The sequence below is a fragment of the Nonomuraea sp. MTCD27 genome (assembly GCF_041950495.1).
In the GTDB taxonomy this organism is placed as follows: Bacteria; Actinomycetota; Actinomycetes; order Streptosporangiales; family Streptosporangiaceae; genus Nonomuraea.
Genome location: NZ_JBGNUW010000001.1, coordinates 929,567 through 947,607, shown reverse-complemented (window position 1 = coordinate 947,607; position 18,041 = coordinate 929,567). Strand labels below are relative to the sequence as shown.

General features: G+C 75.2%; 4 protein-coding genes. All 4 read left to right on the top strand.

Annotated features, from left to right (window positions below):
• On the top strand, window positions 1–2,713 hold a 2,713-nt coding region (locus tag ACBJ59_RS04345), incomplete at its 5' end, for a type I polyketide synthase (RefSeq protein ID WP_375108848.1).
• Window positions 2,714–2,742: 29 nt separating this feature from the next.
• Window positions 2,743–7,572 (top strand): beta-ketoacyl synthase N-terminal-like domain-containing protein, encoded by a 4,830-nt coding sequence (locus ACBJ59_RS04340; protein WP_375108847.1) that lies wholly within the window; start codon window positions 2,743–2,745, stop codon window positions 7,570–7,572.
• An 11-nt stretch (window positions 7,573–7,583) separates the two neighbouring features.
• The gene (locus ACBJ59_RS04335; RefSeq protein ID WP_375108846.1) at window positions 7,584–17,159 is read left to right on the top strand and encodes an SDR family NAD(P)-dependent oxidoreductase; all 9,576 of its coding nucleotides are present in this window, start codon (window positions 7,584–7,586) and stop codon (window positions 17,157–17,159) included.
• Window positions 17,160–17,191: 32 nt separating this feature from the next.
• On the top strand, window positions 17,192–18,040 hold the full coding sequence (locus tag ACBJ59_RS04330; RefSeq protein ID WP_364136790.1) for a 3-hydroxyacyl-CoA dehydrogenase NAD-binding domain-containing protein: 849 nt from the start codon (window positions 17,192–17,194) through the stop codon (window positions 18,038–18,040).
• Window position 18,041: the final 1 nt, after the last annotated feature.

The following is an 18,041-nucleotide window of genomic DNA, read 5'->3' as shown; positions in this document are numbered from 1 at the left end:
TGGATCGCGGCGGATGCTGCTGTCCCTGGCTCAGGCGTGGGTGCTGGGCGCGCCGGTGGCCTGGCCGCTGGTGCTGGGTGATGGACCGGCCCCGAGTGGGCAGCCTCCCACCTACGCCTTCCAGCGCAACCGCTACTGGATCGGCGACGGGCCGGCGAGCCGCCGTCCGACCGGGGCGGGCATCGACGGATCGCGGCACCCGCTGCTCAGCGCGGTCGTGTCCGTGGCCGACGACAGCTTCGTGTTCACCGGCCGGCTCTCGCGCGGGATCGCGCCCTGGCTGGCCGACCACGCGGTGGAGGGCGGCGTCCTGCTGCCCGGGGCCGCCTTCGCCGACCTCGCCCTGGAGGCCGCCGCCCACGCGGACTGCGAACTCCTCGACGAGCTGATCATCGAGGCCCCCCTGTTCCTGCCCGACACGGGCACGGTCACCGTGCAGGTCACCCTCGACCCGCCCGACGCCGGAGGGCACCGCCCCATCGCCGTGTTCTCCCGCGTCGCGGACACTGACGGCTGGCAGCGGCACGCCTCGGGCACCGTCGCCGAGGCCGGAGACGACGCCCCCCGGTACGGCTGGGCCACCACCTGGCCGCCCCCCGCCACCGCCGTGGACCTCGCCGGTGGGTACGAGCGCCTGGCCGAGCAGGGCTACGAGTACGGCCCCGCGTTCCAAGGGCTGCGCGCCCTGTGGCGGGCCGGCGAGGACCTGTACGCCGAGGTCGTCGTGCCCGACGGCGTGGACGTGACCGGCTACGGCATCCACCCCGCCCTCCTCGACGCCGCGTTCCACCCCCTGGTGCTGTCCGGCGACAACGAGGAGCTGCGCCTGCCGTTCGCCTTCCGCGGGGTCCGGCTGCACGCCACGCAGGCCCAGGCCCTCCGCGTACGGGTGACCGTCACGGGAGAGGACGCCGTCGTGGAGGCGGCCGACGCGACCGGCTCCCCGGTGCTGTCGATCGACGCCCTGCGCACCAGGGCCGCCGCCCCCCGCGCCGCCACCACCCGGACCCCCGTGACCCCGTACGGCGTGGACTGGGTGGACGCCGGCACCGTGGCGGCCGGGGCTCCCATGCCCGTCGTCATCCCCTGCGTGAGCGAACGGCCGGACGTGCCCGCCGCCACCAGAGAGCTGACCGCCCGCGTCCTGGACGCCATCGCCGCGCAGCCGGACGACGTCCCCCTCCTGTTCGTCACCCGGCCGGGTGACCTGGCCGGTGCGGCGGTGCAGGGGTTGGTGCGGTCGGCGCAGTCGGAGCAGCCGGGCCGGTTCGTGCTGGCCGAGGCGGAGGACGGGTACGCCGACTGGGCCAGGATCGCGGCTGTCGGGGAGCCGCAGGTCCGCGTACGCGAGGGCAAGCTCCTCGTGCCCCGCCTGACCCGCCGCAAGGCCGCCACCGAGCCCCAGCCGGACGTGCCGGGGACCGTGCTGGTCACGGGCGGCACCGGTGGCCTGGGTGCCCTGGTCGCCAGGCACCTGGTGGAGCGGCACGGGGTGCGTGACCTGCTGCTGGTGTCGCGGCGCGGCCCGCTAGCCCCTGGAGCGGGGGCGCTGGTGGCCGAGCTGGAGGGCCTGGGAGCGCGGGTCGCGGTGGCGGCCTGCGACGTGTCCGACCGTCACGCGCTGGCGGCGGTGCTCGCCCCGGTGTCCCTGGCAGGTGTGGTGCACGCGGCCGGGGTGCTGGACGACGCGCTGGTGGAGGACCTGACGCCGGACCGGATGGAGTCGGTGCTGGCGCCGAAGGCCGACGCGGCCTGGCACCTGCACGAGCTCACCCGCGACCGGTCGTTGTCGATGTTCGTGTTGTTCTCCTCGCTGGCCGGCGTGCTGGGCAACGCGGGGCAGGGCAACTACGCCGCCGCCAACGCCTTCCTGGACGCGCTCGCGACACACCGCCACGACCAGGGACTGCCGGCGGTCTCGGTGGCCTGGGGCTTATGGGACGCCGCCTCCGACATGACCGGCGGGCTCAGCCAGACCGACCTCGCCCGGCTGGCCCGGGCCGGCATCGCCCCGCTGACCGCCGAACAGGGCCTCGGGTTGTTCGACGCGGCACTCGCGAGCGCCGAGCCCACCATGGTGGCCGCCCGGTGGGACAGCGCGGGGCTGCGTACCAGGGCCGAGAACGGCGACCTGCCCCCGGTGCTGCGCGGCCTGGTCCGCGGACCCCGTCAGGCGGCGGCGTACCAGGCCCGGCCGGCCTCCGCCACCCTGGCCGAGCGCATGTCCTCCCTGCCCAGACCCGACGCGTTGCGCCTGCTCACCGACACCGTGCAGGCCCACATGGCCGCGGTGCTGGCCTACGGCAGCGCCGACAGCGTCGAGATCGACCGTCCCTTCAAGGAGCTCGGCTTCGACTCCCTGACCGCCGTCGAGCTGCGCAACCGGCTCAACACCGATACCGGCCTGCGGCTCCCCGCCACGCTCGTCTTCGACCACCCCACCGTCGCCTCGCTCTCCGAGTACCTGTACAGCGCCCTGGCCCCGCCGGAGGTCGCGCCCGAGGACACGCTCCGCTCCGCCCTCAGGCGGATCGACCAGGTGCTCGAGCACGCCAACGGAGACGCGGCGGCCATCCGGGACCGTCTCGTACCGATCCTGGAGGGCGCGCTCAGCAGGCTCGGCAAGGCACCGGCCACCCCGGATGGCGTGCAGGGCCAGATCGACTCGGCTTCCGACGAGGAGATCTTCGCCCTCATCGACAACGAACTGTGACCACGACCGTGACCGGAAAGGCACTCCCGATGGGGACCGAGGAAAAGCTGCGTTCCTACCTCAAGCGCGTGACCGTCGAACTGGCCCAGACCCGCCAGCGCCTCACCGAGCTGGAGGAGCGCCGCCGCGAGCCCATCGCCGTCGTCGGCATGGCCTGCCGCTACCCCGGCGGTGACACGGTGGAGGACTTCTGGGACCTGCTGCGGCGGGGCGGCCACGCGGTGCGCGAGGTGCCGCCCTCCCGCTGGGACATCGACGCCTACTACAACCCCGAACCGGGCGTCCCCGGCGGCATGTACACCAGGTACGGCGCCTTCCTCGACGACGTCTCCGGCTGGGACGCCGAGTTCTTCGGCCTCTCGCCCCGCGAGGCGCTGCGCATGGACCCGCACCAGCGGCTCCTGCTGGAGCTGGCCTGGGAGGGCCTGGAGAACGCCGGCATGTCGCCCTCCCGCCTGGCCGGAAGCCGTACGGGCGTGATGGTCGGCTACATGGACACCCTCCAGTACGGCAGGCTGCAGATCGAGCGGCAGGGCGACACCGCCGTCTCCGACCCCTACCTGGGGCAGGGCGCGGTGGCCAGCGTCGCGGCCGGGCGCATCGCGTACCAGCTGGACCTGATCGGCCCCACCATCACCGTGGACACCGCCTGCTCCTCGTCGCTGATCGCGATCCACCTGGCCGCCGAGAGCCTGCGCAGGGGCGAGTGCGACCTCGCCCTCGCCGGCGGCGCGTCCCTGGTCCTGCACCCCACCACCTACCTCCAGGCGTGCGCCGGTCTGATGATGTGCCCCGACGGCCTGTGCAAGACCTTCGACGAGCGGGCCGACGGCTACATCATGGGCGAGGGCGGCGGCATGCTCGTGCTGGAGCCGCTGTCCAGGGCGCTGGCCAACGGCCGGCGCATCCGGGCCGTGCTGCGCGGCTCCGCCGTCAACCAGGACGGCCGCAGCAACGGGCTCACCGCCCCCAGCCGCCGCGCCCAGACCGACGTCATCACCCGCGCCCTGGCGGCGGCGCGCGTGGACCCCGACGAGATCGAGTACGTCGAGGCGCACGGCTCCGGCACCCACCTGGGCGACGCCATCGAGCTGTCGGCGCTGCACGACGTCTTCGGCCGTCGCGCGCCGCACCATCCCCTCCGGGTGGGCGCGGTCAAGACCAACATCGGCCACACCCAGGCCGCCGCCGGGGTGGCCGGGGTCATCAAGACGATCCTGATCCTCGAGAACGGCCTGATCCCGCCCAGCCTCAACCTGGACACCCCCGCCGTGGCCATCCCGGAGGACGGCAGCGTCCAGCCGGTCACCGCCGCCCTCCCCCTGCCGGACCGGGACACCCCGAGACTGGCGGGCGTCAGCTCCTTCGGCCTGTCAGGCACCAACGCCCACGTCATCCTCCAATCGGCCCCCACCCACCTGTCCGGGACGTCGCCGCTCGCCCCCCGGGAACCCGATGCCCCGGCCGAGGACGCCACCGTCGCGCGTGGGCAGGTGCTGACCGTGTCGGCGGCCAGTGCCGCCGCGTTGCGGGAGCAGGCGGCGCGGCTGGCCGACTGGCTGGCCGAGCGGCCCGGCACGGCGCTGGAAGACCTCGCCCACACCCTCCAGACCGGCCGCGCCGAGCTCGACCACCGCCGCGCCCTGGTCTGCGCCGACCTCGACGAGGCGGTACGGCGGCTGCGCGCCACCGCCGAGAGCGCCGGCGGCCGCCGGACCGGGACCCGGCAGCGCCTGGCCTTCCTGCTCCCCGGAGTCGGTGACCAGTACGCCGGTCTCGGCCGCGAGCTGTACGCCCGGGAGCCCGTCTACGCCGAGGCCGTCGACCAGTGCGCCGACCTGGTCCACCAGCGCTCCGGCCTGGACCTGCGCCCGTTCTTCCGCGCCCCCGCCGCCGAGCGCCCCGCCGACCTGGCGACCCTCCTGGGCCGGGGCGGCGACGCGGCCCCGGCCGACGACCCGCTCGCCCACGCCACGGTCGCGCACCCCTTCCTCTTCACGGTCGAGTACGCCCTGGCCCGCCTGCTCAGCCACTGGGGCATCACCCCGCACCTGCTCATCGGGTACAGCCTGGGCGAGTACGTCGCCGCCTGCCTGGCCGGGGTGTTCTCGCTGGAGGACGCCCTGCACGTGGTCATCGAGCGGGCCCACCTGATCAGCGCGGTGCCCGCCGGCCGCATGGTCGCGGTCGCCGCCCCCGAGCAGCCCATCCGGGCCGCCCTCGCCACGGCCGGGGTCGAGGTGGACGTCGCCGCGCTCAACGGCCCGGCCATGACCGTGCTCAGCGGCCTGCCCGCCGAGATCGAGACGGCGACCGCCGTACTGACCGGGGAGGGCCTGGCCTGCCGGCCGCTGCGCTCCACCCACGCCTTCCACTCGGTGCTGCTGCAGCCCGCGCGGGAGAAGCTGGTCGCGGTGCTGGAGACGGTCCGGCGGAACGAGCCCGCCATCACCATCGTGTCCAACCTCACCGGCCGGCCGCTCACCGCCGAGCAGGCCACCGGCACCTCCTACTGGGCGGACCAGCTCGTCAGCACGGTCCGCTTCGCCGACGGGGTACGCCACTGCCTGGACCAGGACGTCACCGCGTTCGTCGAGCTCGGACCGGGCCAGACCCTCGGCGGGCTGGTCCGGCAGAGCCTGACCGGCGGGTCCGACACCGCCGTGCTCGGGACGCTGCCGCCGTACTGGACGGCTGGGCAGCCCAGGGACGCCCACGACGAGGTGCTCAACGCGTGCGCCGCGCTCTGGGAGCTGGGAGCCCGGGTCAGCTGGGAACGCACCCGCCCCGCCGGGGGCCGCGTGCTGAGCCTGCCGACCTACCCGTTCCAGCGCACCCGGTTCTGGCCCGAGCACGATGAGCACGCCCAGCGGACCGGACCGGCGCCTGCCGGGACGGCGGTCGTCACCGAGCCCGCCGACTTCACCTTCGTCCCCACGTGGCAGCGGGACCCGGCCGCCGGCGCCCTCCCGGCCGGCCTGAGCCTGCCCGGCCCGCTCGTCGTCTTCGCCGACCCCGAGGGCGTCGGCTCGGCCCTCGCCGACCTGGCCGCCGCGTCCGGCACCCCCGTGGTCGAGGTGGTGGCCGGGGACGGGCCGCGCCGCGAGGGCCGCCGCCTGACGATCGACCCGGCCGTGCCCGAGCAGTACGCCGAGGTGTTCGCCGGGCTCCCGGCCGGCCCGGTGCACGTGGCTCACCTGTGGAGCCTGGCCGCCGCCTCCGGCCTGCCCGACGACGACGAGCTGCGGGAGGCGGTCGGGCACGGCTTCGACAGCCTCATGCTGGCCCTGCAGGCGCTGGACGACCGGCCCGCACGGCTGCTGACCGTGAGCCGGGGAGCGACCGAGATCCTCGGCGGCGACGTCCCCGCTCCCCACCAGTCGCTGGCGCACGGCCTCGGGCGTGCGGTCCGGCACGAGTACGCCGGGCTGACCTGGAGCGGCGTGGACCTCGACGCCGAGGCGGGCTCCTCCGCCACCGTCACGGCCGCGCAGCTCGCCCACGAGCTCCTGACCCCGCCGGTGGAGGACGCCGGCTCCGAGGTTTCGGACCCGCTGACCGGATGGCGGCGCGGCCGCCGCTGGGTACGCGGCTGGACGGAGGTCCCCGACCAGGCGCCACCGCCCCGGATCTGGCGACCGGACGGCGCCTACCTGATCACCGGCGGCACCCGCGGCCTCGGCATGGCCCTGGCCAAACACCTGGCCCGAGCGGGCGTCCGCCGCCTGGCCCTCCTCAGCCGCACCCCGATCCCCCGCGACGAGGCGAAGGCGGGGGCGGACCCGATCGCGCCGGCCGCCGGCGATGAGTCGGGGGCGGACCGGGTCGGGCGGACGTTGCGGGACGTGGCCGAGCTGGAGGCGGCGGGGGTCGAGGTGCTGCTGCTCAGCGCCGACACCGGCGTGCCAGGGCAGCTGCGCGCGGCCCTGCGCCGGGCCCGCGAGCACTTCGGCGGCCTGCACGGCGTGATCCACGCCGCCGGGCTCCCCGCCGGAGGCATGCTGCGCCGCCGTACCGTCGCCGAGGCCGGGCGGGTGCTCGCGCCCAAGGTGCTCGCCATGGGCCCGCTCGCCGAGCTGGTCAGCGCCCGCACCCCCGCCGAGGAACGGCCGGAGCTGCTGGTGCTCTACTCCTCCGCCGTCACGGCGTACGGCGGCGTCGGCGAGGCCGACTACTGCGCCGCCAACACCCTGCTCGACGCGTACGGCCAGGCGCTGGCCGCCACCGCCCCCTCCACCCGGGTCGTCTCGGTCGCCTGGGGCCCGTGGCAGCACGACGTCTGGCAGGCCGAAGGGCTCAGGACGACCGGCGGCCTGGCCGACCGGGTGGCGGACTACCGCGCCCGCTACGGCTTCGCCGACGACGCCGGATGCGCGCTGCTCGGCCGGATCGCGACCGGGGGCCACGGCAGCGTCATGGCCGTCAGGCAGCCGCTGGACGAGGTCCTGCGCGCCTGGTCCGCCATGCTCGACCTGGACGACCTCGTCGGGGCGGCCGCCGTGCCCCGGGGGGAACGCTTCCCGCGCCCGATGCTGCGTACCGACTACGCGCCGCCGCGTACGGAGCCCGAGGCCAGGATCGCCGACCTGTGGGGCGCCTACCTCGGCATCGACCAGGTCGGCGTGCACGACCCGTTCTTCGAGCTCGGTGGCAACTCCCTGCTCGGCATGGCCATGGTGCTGGCCCTGGAGAAGGAGCTCGGCCGCCCGGTCGCGCCGGCGGTGCTGTTCGAGCACCCGACCGTCGCGGAGTTCGCGGCGGCGCTCGACGGAGACGGCGCGGCCGCACAGGAGGCGCTCACCACCAGTTCGGCGCGGGGGCAGCGGCGACGCCGGGCCCGTTCCAGCAACCGGAAATGAGGACGGTAGACGTGAACGACGACATCGAAAGCCCGGGCACCGACATCGCGATCGTCGGGATGTCCGGCCGCTTCCCCGGGGCGTCCGACGTCGCCGAGCTCTGGTCGGTCATCCGGGCCGGGGCATCCGGGATCACCCGTTTCACCGACGACGAGCTCCGCGCCGCGGGGGTGCCGGACGAGCTGCTGGCCGACCCCTCGTACGTGAAGGCCGGCCCGGTCATCGACGGGGTGGAGCTGTTCGACGCGGCCTTCTTCGGGTTCAGCCCCAAGGAGGCCCAGATCCTCGACCCGCAGCACCGGCTCTTCCTGGAGCACAGCTGGGCCGCGCTGGAGGACGCGGGCTGCGACCCCAAGCGGTTCGACGGCTCGATCGGCGTGTTCGGCGGCTGCGCGCACAGCTCCTACCTGCAGAACAACCTCGTGCCCAGCGGCATCGGGGCCGTCATGGGCGAGCTGGCGCTCGGGCTCGCCAACGACAAGGACTCCCTGACCACCCGCGTCGCGCACGCCCTGGGCCTGTCGGGCCCCAGCTACGGCGTGCAGAGCTACTGCTCGACCTCGCTCGTCGCGGTGTGCGCGGCGGCCTCCAGCCTGGCCGGCTTCGAATGCGACCTGGCGCTGGCCGGGGGCGTCGCGGTCAACGTGCCCCACCGCGTGGGCTACGTCTACCAGCCCGGTGGCATCGCGCCGCCCGACGGCGAGTGCCGCGCCTTCGACGCCGGAGGGCTCGGCAGCCCCCTCGGCAGCGGCGTCGGCGTGGTCGCGCTGCGGCGGCTGGAGGACGCGCTCGCCGACGGCGACCAGATCTACGCGGTCATCCGCGGCTGGGCGGTCAACAACGACGGCGGGCGCAAGGTCGGCTTCACCGCCCCCGGCGTGCAGGGCCAGGCCGCCGTCATGGCCGAGGCGCTGGCCAGCGCCGACCTGACGGCCGCCGACATCGACTACGTGGAGGCGCACGGCACCGGCACCTCGCTCGGCGACGCCGCCGAGCTGGCCGCGCTGCAGCAGGTGTTCCGCGGCCAGTCGCTGCTGATCGGGTCGGTCAAGACCAACCTGGGCCACCTGGACCGGGCGGCGGGCGTGACCAACCTCATCAAGGCCGCGCTCTCCCTGTGCCACGACGAGATCCCGCCCACGCTCAACCTGGCCGAGCCCAACCCGCAGCTCGCCGGGGGCGAGGCCGACCTCAGCGTGGTCACCGCCCTGCGGAGCTGGCCGCGCGAGGCCGGGCGCACGCGCCGGGCCGGGGTGAGCGCGTTCGGCATCGGCGGCACCAACGCCCACGTGGTGCTGGAAGAGGCGCCACTGGTGCCCAGGACGCAGGAGCCGGCCCGGCCCGAGCCGCTGGTGTGGTCCGCCCGGACGGCCGCGGCCGCCGACGCGATGACCGACCGGCTCGCCGCCCACCTGGCCGGCGACGGCAGCGGGCACCCGCTGGCCGACGTGGCCCACACCCTGCAGGCCGGCCGTCAGGTGTTCGGCCACCGCAGGATGCTGGTCGCCGCCACCCCCGCCGAGGCGGCCGAGGGCATGCGGAACGCCGCCGTACTGGGCCGCGCCGAGAGCCGCGCCGACCGGCCCGTCGCCTTCCTCATCGCCGGGACCGGCGAGCAGTACCCGGGCATGGCCGCGGAGCTGCACCGGTCGGAGCCGGTCTTCCGCGCCGTGCTCGACGACTGCCGGGCCGAGCTGCGCCGCCTGACGGGCGGCACCGACCCGCTCACGGAGCTGCTGGGCCCGCGCCAGGCGGGCTCCGGCCGGCTCGACCGGCTGCTCGGCCGCGCCGCCGCCCCCGACGCGGCGACGCCGACCGCCGTGCTGCAGCCCGCGCTGTTCGCGGTGGAGTACGCGCTGGCCAGGCTGGTGCTGTCGTGGGGGATCGAGCCCGCCGCGCTGGCCGGGTACAGCCTCGGCGAGTACGTCGCCGCCACCCTGGCGGGCGTGCTGTCCCTCAAGGACGCGCTCGCCCTGGTCACCTACCGTGCCCGCCTGATCGGCGAGCTGCCCGAGGGCCGGATGAGCGCGGTGCCGCTGGCCGCCCCCGACATCCAGGACCGGCTGCGCCGGGCCGGGATCACCGGGGTGGACGTGGGCGCCGTCAGCGGGCCCGAGCTGACCGTGCTGTCCGGCGAGCCGGAGGGCATGCTGGCGGCCGAGGAGCTGCTGGCGGCCGAGTCGGTGCCCTGCCGCCCGCTGGCCACCACGCACGCCTTCCACTCCCGGATGATGGAGCCGCTCCGCGACCGGCTCACCGCGTGGATCGCGGAGAACGTCACGCTCCAGGCGCCCCGCATCCCGTACGTCTCCAACGTCACCGGCGAGCCGGCCACCGCCGAGCAGGTGACCGACCCGGCCTACTGGGCCGAGCACATGTGCGCGGCCGTCCAGTTCGACGGCGTCCTGCGTACCCTGCTGGGCCACGACGGCGACGCGGCGCTGCTGGAGATCGGGCCGGGGCAGTCGCTGGGCGCGATGGCCCGCGGCCACCGCGACTGCCCGCCCGAGCGCTGGCCGCTGATCGTGGCCACGCTGCCCGGCGCCGACGACCCCCGCCCGGCCCCGGCCGTGCTCGCGGAGGCGGCGGGGCGGTTGTGGCTGGCGGGCGTGCCGATCGACTGGTCCGGCTACCGGCAGGACCGGCCGGTGGCCAAGGTGGGCCTGCCGACCTACCCGTTCCAGCGCGAGCGCTACTGGGTGGACGGCCCGGCCACCGCGCCGCTCCCGGCGGTCGCCGAGTCCCGGCCCTCGCACGTACGGCTCATGACTCCCCGCTGGACGCCCGCCCCGACGTCGGGCGACGCCGCCGAGCCGGAGGGGCGCTGCGTGCTGCTGGCCGGCCGCGCCGAGACCGCCGAGGCGCTGGCCCGCGCCCTGCGCGCCACCGGCACCGAGGTCGTGACCGTGCTGCCGGGCGACTCCTTCACGGAGACGCCGGCGGGCCTCACCATCGACCCGGAGTCGGCGGCCGACCACGACGCCCTGGCCCGCCGCCTGACCGACGCCGCCGTCGTCGTAGACCTCCGCCTCCTCGACCGGCCGGCCGACGGCAGCCCCGACGACAGCCCCGACGACAGCCCCGACGACAGGCTTGACGACGGGTCCGACAGCGGACCCGCCGACGGGCGCTCGGACGGGCGCTCGACGGGATCGGCGGACGGGCGTGACACCCTGCTCCCGGTGGCCCGGCTGCTGCACGCCTGGGGCGAGGAGGGCGGCGACAGCACCCGCGTCCTGCTCGCCACCCGGGGCGGCCAGGCCGTTTCCGGCGGCGAGGTCCCCGCTCCGGGGCAGGCCGCCGTCGCCACCCTCCCCATGGTCGCCAACCAGGAGTACCTCACCCTCGACTGCACCACCGTCGACCTCGCCCCCGACTCCACCCCGGAGGCCGCGGCCGAGGCCCTGGTCACCGAGATCCGCCACCGCGGCGACGACGCGTTCGTCGCCTACCGCGCCGGCACCCGCCTCGTCCGCACCTACACCGAGGCCGAGCCGGCCGACCGCCCGGACCACGCCACCGGCGACGGGGCCGAGACCGGGCATCTCGCCGGAGCCGGGCATCTCGCCGAGGCCGGGCATCTCGCCGGGGACGGGCCGGAGGGCGGGGCCGCGGTCGCCGTGCGGCCGGGGCGCACCTACCTGGTCACCGGAGGGCTCGGGGACGTCGGGCTGCTCGTGGCCGAGCACCTGATCAGGGCCGGGGCCGACCGGCTCGTGCTGACCAGCCGGGGCGGCGTGCCCGACGACGAGGGCGACCCCCGGCACCAGGCCGTGCGCCGGTTGCGCGAGCTGGGTGCCGAGGTGCTGACCCCGCGGGTGGACGTCACCGACGCCGCCGCCATGCGTACGGTGCTGGCCGGAGCGCTCGCCGGTCACCCGCTCGGCGGCGTGGTCCATGCGGCCGCCGAGACCTCCCCCGGCACCTTCCTCCCGCTGCGCGACCTCGACGAGGCCGCCGTCGCCAGGCACTTCGCCGCCAAGGTGACCGGCGCCCTGGTGCTGGAGCAGGTGCTCGCCGACCTCGAGGCCGTGCCGGACTTCTGCGTCCTGTTCTCCTCCACCTCGGCCCTCCTCGGCGGCATCACGTTCGCCTCCTACGCCGCGGCCAACGCCGCGCTCACCGCGCTCGCCCACCGCCACCCGGGCTGGGTGGCCGCGAACTGGGACACCTGGTCGGTCACCCTCGACCGGATCGAGGGCGGCCTGGGCGCCGCGATGGCCGCGCACGCCATGTCGGCCGACGAGGCGCTGGCGGCCTTCGACCGGCTGCTGGCCGACCCCCGTCCCTCCCTGGTGGTGGCGGCGGGCGGCCTGGACGACCGGCTGCCCAGGAAGGTGCCCGTCACGGCGCCCGCGTCCGGCGACCGGTTTCCGCGTCCCGAGCTTCCCCAGCCCTACACCCCGCCGCTCAACCAGGCCGAGCGCGACCTGGCCGCGCTGTGGTCGGAGGTGCTCGGCGTGGAGCCGGTCGGCACTCGCGACAACTTCTTCGATCTCGGCGGCAACTCGCTGGTGGCGCTCCAGATGCTGGCGCTGGTGAAGCAGCGGTTCGGCGTCGCGGTTCCGACCGTGGTGCTGTTCGAGGCGCCGACCGTGCACACGCTGGCCGCCGTCCTCGACGAACGCTCCACGCCCCGGCCCGCACCCGCCCGCGCCGCCGAGCGGTCCGCACCCGCCCGCGTCACCGGGCGGTCCGCGCCACCGGACCCCGTCACGGGTCAGCCGGCCTCCGGCCTCGCGGAAGTGCGCGAGGACGACCGGCGCATCGCGATCGTCGGCATGGCGGGGCGCTTCCCCGGCGCCCCCGACGTGGAGACGTTCTGGCGGAACCTGCGCGACGGCGTCGAGTCCATCAGCTTCTTCTCCGAGGAGGAGCTGATCGCCGCCGGCGTGGACCCCGAGCAGGTCAAGGACCCGGCGTACGTGCCCGCCCGCCCGGTGCTGGACGACATCGGCGGCTTCGACGCGGCCTTCTTCGGCATGAGCCCGCGCATGGCCGCGATCACCGACCCGCAGCAGCGGGCCTTCCTCGAGGTCTGCTGGGAGGCGCTGGAGCAGGCCGGGTACGCCGCTCCGGAGCACCGCGGCCGGGTCGGCGTGTTCGGCGGCGCCAACATCAGCACCTACCTGCTCCGGCTGACCGGTGAGCTGCTCGGCGGCGGGCAGCAGGAGTTCAGCGACTTCGAGGTCATCATGGGCAACGACAAGGACGCCCTGACCACGACCGTCTCCTACCTCTTCGACCTGTACGGCCCCAGCGTCGCCGTCCAGACGTTCTGCTCCACTTCCCTGGTCGCCGCCCACCTGGCGGTGCAGAGCCTGCGCGCCGGTGAGTGCGAGCTGGCCCTGGCGGGCGGCGTCTCCATCCGCGTGCCCGACCGGGTGGGCCACCTGTTCGGCCCCGGCGGCCAGGAGTCGCCCGACGGGCACGTACGCACCTTCGACGCCCAGGCCAGGGGCAGCATGTTCGGCGACGGCGCGGCCGTCGTCCTGCTCAAGCGGCTGTCCGACGCGGTCCGCGACGGCGACCACATCTGGTCCGTGATCCGCGGCTCGGCCATGAACAACGACGGCGCGCTCAAGGTCGGCTACACCGCCCCCAGCATCGTCGGGCAGGCCAGGGTGATCGCCGACGCGATGTCCGACGCCGGCGTCACCGGCGACGACATCAGCTACATCGAGGCGCACGGCACCGCCACCGAGCTGGGCGACCCCATCGAGGTGGCCGCCCTGACCCGCGCCTTCGGCCCCACCGACGACACGGGGTACTGCCCCATCGGCTCGGTCAAGACCAACGTCGGGCACCTGGACCGGGCGGCGGGGGCCAGCGGGCTGATCAAGACCTCGATCGCGCTGCGCGAGGCCGTGATCCCGCCCAGCCTCCACTACACCAGCCCCAACCCGGAGATCGACTTCGAGAACGGCCCGTTCTACGTGAACACCGAGCTGTCACCCTGGCGCACCCGGGACGACCGTCCCCGCATCGCGGGGATCAACTCCCTCGGCATGGGCGGCACCAACGTCCACATGGTGGTCGAGCAGCCGCCCGCCAAGCAGCCGGCCGAGCCTGCCGCGCACCGCCACCACGTCCTGCCCGTCTCCGCCCGCAACTCCGCCGCCGCCGACGAGGCGTGCGACCGGCTCGGCCGGCACCTGGCCGCCGAGCCGGGCACCCGGCTGGCCGACGTGGCGTACACGCTGCAGGTCGGGCGCAAGACGTTCGAGCACCGGCGGGCCCTGGTCGCCGCCGAGCACGGGGCCGCCGCGCGGGCGCTGAGCGGCGGCGGGGGGCTGCTGGGACGGGTCGACACCGTCCAGGGCCGCCAGGTCGCCTTCCTCTTCCACGGCGTCGGCGAGCAGTACCCCGGCCTGGCCGGCGAGCTGCACCGGCACGAACCGGCCTTCCGCGCCGCGCTGGACGAATGCCTGACCCTGCTCGCGGATCTCGGCGTGGACGGCGCCGGCGGCGTGGACCTGGGCGACCTGCTCACCGGCGAGCGCGGCGGCGGCGCGGACCTGGCCGCCCTGCTCGGCCGCGCCCGCACCGGCAACGGCACCGGCAACGGAAACGGCAACGGCGACGCCGGTAACGGAAACGGCGACGCCGGTAACGGTGACGGGCGGGCCGCCGCGCTCGAACGCACCGAAGTGGTGCAGCCCGCGCTGTTCGCCGTGGAGTACGCCCTCGCCCGCACCCTGATCTCCTGGGGCATCCAGCCGCGGATCATGCTCGGCTACAGCCTCGGCGAGTACGTCGCCGCCACCCTGGCGGGCGTGCTGTCCCTCAAGGACGCCCTCGCCCTGGTCACCCACCGGGCCAGGCTCATCGCCGGGCTGCCCGCCGGGTCGATGCTCGCGGTGTCGCTGCCCGCCGACCGGCTGCGCCGCCGCTTCCGCCTGGACGAGCGCGGCCTCGACCTCGCCGCCGTCAACGGCCCGCAGGTCACCGTGGTCGCCGGGCCGAGCGAGGCCGTCACGCGGCTGGCCGGCGAGCTGCGGGCGGCCGAGATCCCGTGCCGCCCGCTGGAGACCACCCACGCCTTCCACTCCCGGATGCTGGAGCCGCTGAGCGACGAGCTGACCCGGTGGGTCGAGGCCAACGTGGAGCTGAAGCCGCCCGCCCTGCCGTACATCTCGAACCTGACCGGCGAGATCGCCGGCGCGGAGCTGGTGTGCGACCCCGGCTACTGGGCCAGGCACATGTGCGGGACCGTCCGATTCGCGGACGGGATCGACACGCTGCTGGCCGACCCCCAGCTGGCCGTGGCGGAGATCGGGCCGGGACAGTCGCTCGGCGCCCTGGTACGCGGCGCGGGCTGCCCGCCCGAGCGCTGGCCGCTGATCACCCACACGCTGCCCGCCGCGAGCGACCCCAGGCCCGGCGACCTGACGCTCGCCGACTGCGTGGCCCGGCTCTGGCTGTGCGGCGTCACCCTCGACTGGGACGCCTACCACGGCAAGCCCCACCACGACGAGCCGCGCGACGGCGGGGTGTGGCGGGCCGATCCCGCCGCGTTCCCCGGCCGGATCCCGCTGCCCACCTATCCCTTCCAGCGGCAGCACCACTGGATCGACCCCCCGGCCCGCCGCCCCGGCGAGCTCCTGGCGGCCGAGCCGGACAACCTCTTCGACGCCATCACGAGCCTGCCCAAACTCCCCGAGGACCGCTGGCTCCACCTGCCCGTGTGGCGGCAGAGCGCGCCCCCCGCGCCCGCCGACCCGCAGCCGGGCTCGTGGCTGGTCTTCACCCGGGACGGCCTCGCCGACGCCGCCGCGGACCTGCTGCGCGCCACCGGCGCCCCCGTCACCCTGGTACGCCCCGGCGACGCCTACACCGCCACCCCCGACGGCCACACGGTCAGACCCGGCAACCCGGCCGACCTGCGAGCCCTGCTCCGCGACCTGCGCACCGCCGGCCGCCCCCTGGACCGCGTCGTCCACCTGTGGACCCTGGAGCCGGGGACCGACACCACTGCCCACGGCCTGCACACCCTCGTCGCACTCGCCAGGGCGGCGGGCGAGTCGGGGATCGGCGAGTGGTCCCTCGACGTGGCCGTCTCCGGCACCCAGGAGGTCATCGGGGCCGAGGTCACCCACCCCGAGGGCGCCACCCTGACCGGCCCCTGCCTGGTGATCCCGCTGGAGTACCCCGGCGTGACCACCCGCCTGGTCGACCTGCCGGGCGACCCGTCCACGTCCGACCTGGCCGCGCTCGTCGCCGAGCTGGCCCGGCCGCAGACCGACCGCACGGTGGCCCTGCGCCGTGGCCGCCGCTGGCTGCCCGGCTACGAGCAGATGCCGGCCGGCCCGCAGGCCGCGCCCCTCCGCGACGGCGGCGTCTACCTGATCACCGGCGGCCTCGGCGGCATCGCCCTCGGCCTGGCCGAGCACCTGGCCCGCGATTTCCGCGCCAGGCTGGTGCTGCTCGCCAGGAACGGCCTGCCGCCCCGGGAACGCTGGGCGGGCATCCTGGCGGGGGACGCGGCCGACGAGACCACCAGGAGGCGCGTCGCCCAGGTCTCGGGCCTGATCGACCTCGGCGCCGAGGTCGAGATCGTCACCGGTGACGTGGCGCGCGCCGAGGACGTCCGCCGCGCCGTGGACGTCGCCCTGACCCGCTTCGGCGCGCTGCACGGCGTGCTGCACGCGGCGGGCGTGCCCGGCATGGGCCTGATGCAGTTCAAGCGGCCCGAGGAGCTGGACGAGGTGCTGGCCCCCAAGGTCGCCGGCACGCTGGCGATCGCCGAGGCGCTCGGGATCGGCGGTCCCGGCGAGATCGAGCTGGACTTCCTCGTCCTGTTCTCCTCCATCACCTCGGCCACCGGCGGCGGCCCCGGCCAGGTGGACTACTGCGCCGCCAACGCCTTCCTGGACGGCTACGCCTGCAAGCTGGCCGCCACCGGCCGCCGCGTGCTGGCCGTCGACTGGGGCGAGTGGACCTGGAACGCCTGGGAGGCCGGGCTGGCCGGGTACGAGGAGGCGCTGCGCGACTTCTTCAAGCAGAACCGGGCCCGGGTCGGCATCGACTTCGCCGGCGGCTGGCGCTCGCTGCTGCGGGCCCTGGCCACCGGCGAGCCGCGCGTCGTGATCTCCACCCAGGACTACCCCACGCTGGTACGCGGCAGCGCCCGGTTCACCCTGGAGGCCGTCACCTCCCCGGCCGTGGGCGGCGCGGCCACCGAGCTGCACCCCAGGCCGGAGCTGGTCACCTCCTACCAGGAGCCCACCGGCCCCACCGAGGAGGCCATCGCCGCGATCTGGCGCGAGTCGCTGCGGCTCGACCGGATCGGCGCCCTGGACAACTTCTTCGAGCTGGGCGGGAACTCGCTGCTCGGCGTGGCCATCGTCGCCTCGGTGCGCCGCGCCTTCGACCTCGACGAGCTGCCGCCGCACATCCTCTACGAGGCGCCCACCGTGGCCGCGCTCAGCCAGACCGTCGAAGCCCTCACCTCGGGGACGGCGCCGGTCACGGAGCCCGACGGCGGCAGCCAGGTACGCGCCCAGCTGCGCCGTTCGGGCCTGGAGGCCTCGGCCTCCCGCAGGCGCGCGGCGGCCGCAGCAACCGCACCAACGAGAAACCGATGAAGGAGAACCACCATGAGCGGAACGGAGCGGACATGACCGTGATCGGAGTGATCGGCGCCGGTGTCATGGGCGTCGGCGTCGCGCAGAACCTCGCCCAGACCGGGCACGACGTGGTGCTGATCGACAAGGACGAGAAGATCCTGGGCGAGGCGCTGGGGATCATCGCCCGCAACACCAGGATGAGCCGCCTCATGGGCGGCCCCGCCCTGGACCCGGACGAGGTGCTGGCCAGGATCACCACCGCGGTGGGCGCGGCGGGCGCGGCCAAGTGCGACGTCGTCATCGAGAACGTGACCGAGGACTGGGGCGTCAAGCGGGAGGTGTACGAGACGCTCGACCTCTCGTGCGGCCCCGACACCGTGTTCGTGGTCAACACCTCCGCCATCCCCATCACCAAGGTCGCGGCCGTCACCGGGCGGCCCGACAAGGTGATCGGCGTGCACTTCATGAACCCGGTGCCCGCCAAGCCGGCCGTGGAGCTGATCCCCGGCTTCCACACCTCGGCCGAGACGGTCCAGCGCACCAAGGACCTGCTGACCGCCATGGGGAAGAAGGCCATCGACGTCAAGGACTCCTGCGGGTTCGTCTCCAACCGGGTCCTGATGCTCACCGTCAACGAGGCCGCGTACCTCGTCCACGAGGGCGTGGCCGACGCCGAGTCGGTCGACGAGGTCTTCAGGAGCTGCTTCGGCCACCCGATGGGGCCGCTGGAGACCGCCGACCTGATCGGCGTGGACACGATCCTCTACAGCGTGGAGGTGCTCTACGAGCACTACGCCGACAGCAAGTACCGCCCGTGCCCGCTGCTGAAGCAGATGACCGACGCCGGGCTGCACGGCCGCAAGTCCGGCCGTGGCTTCTACACCTACGCAACGAACTGAA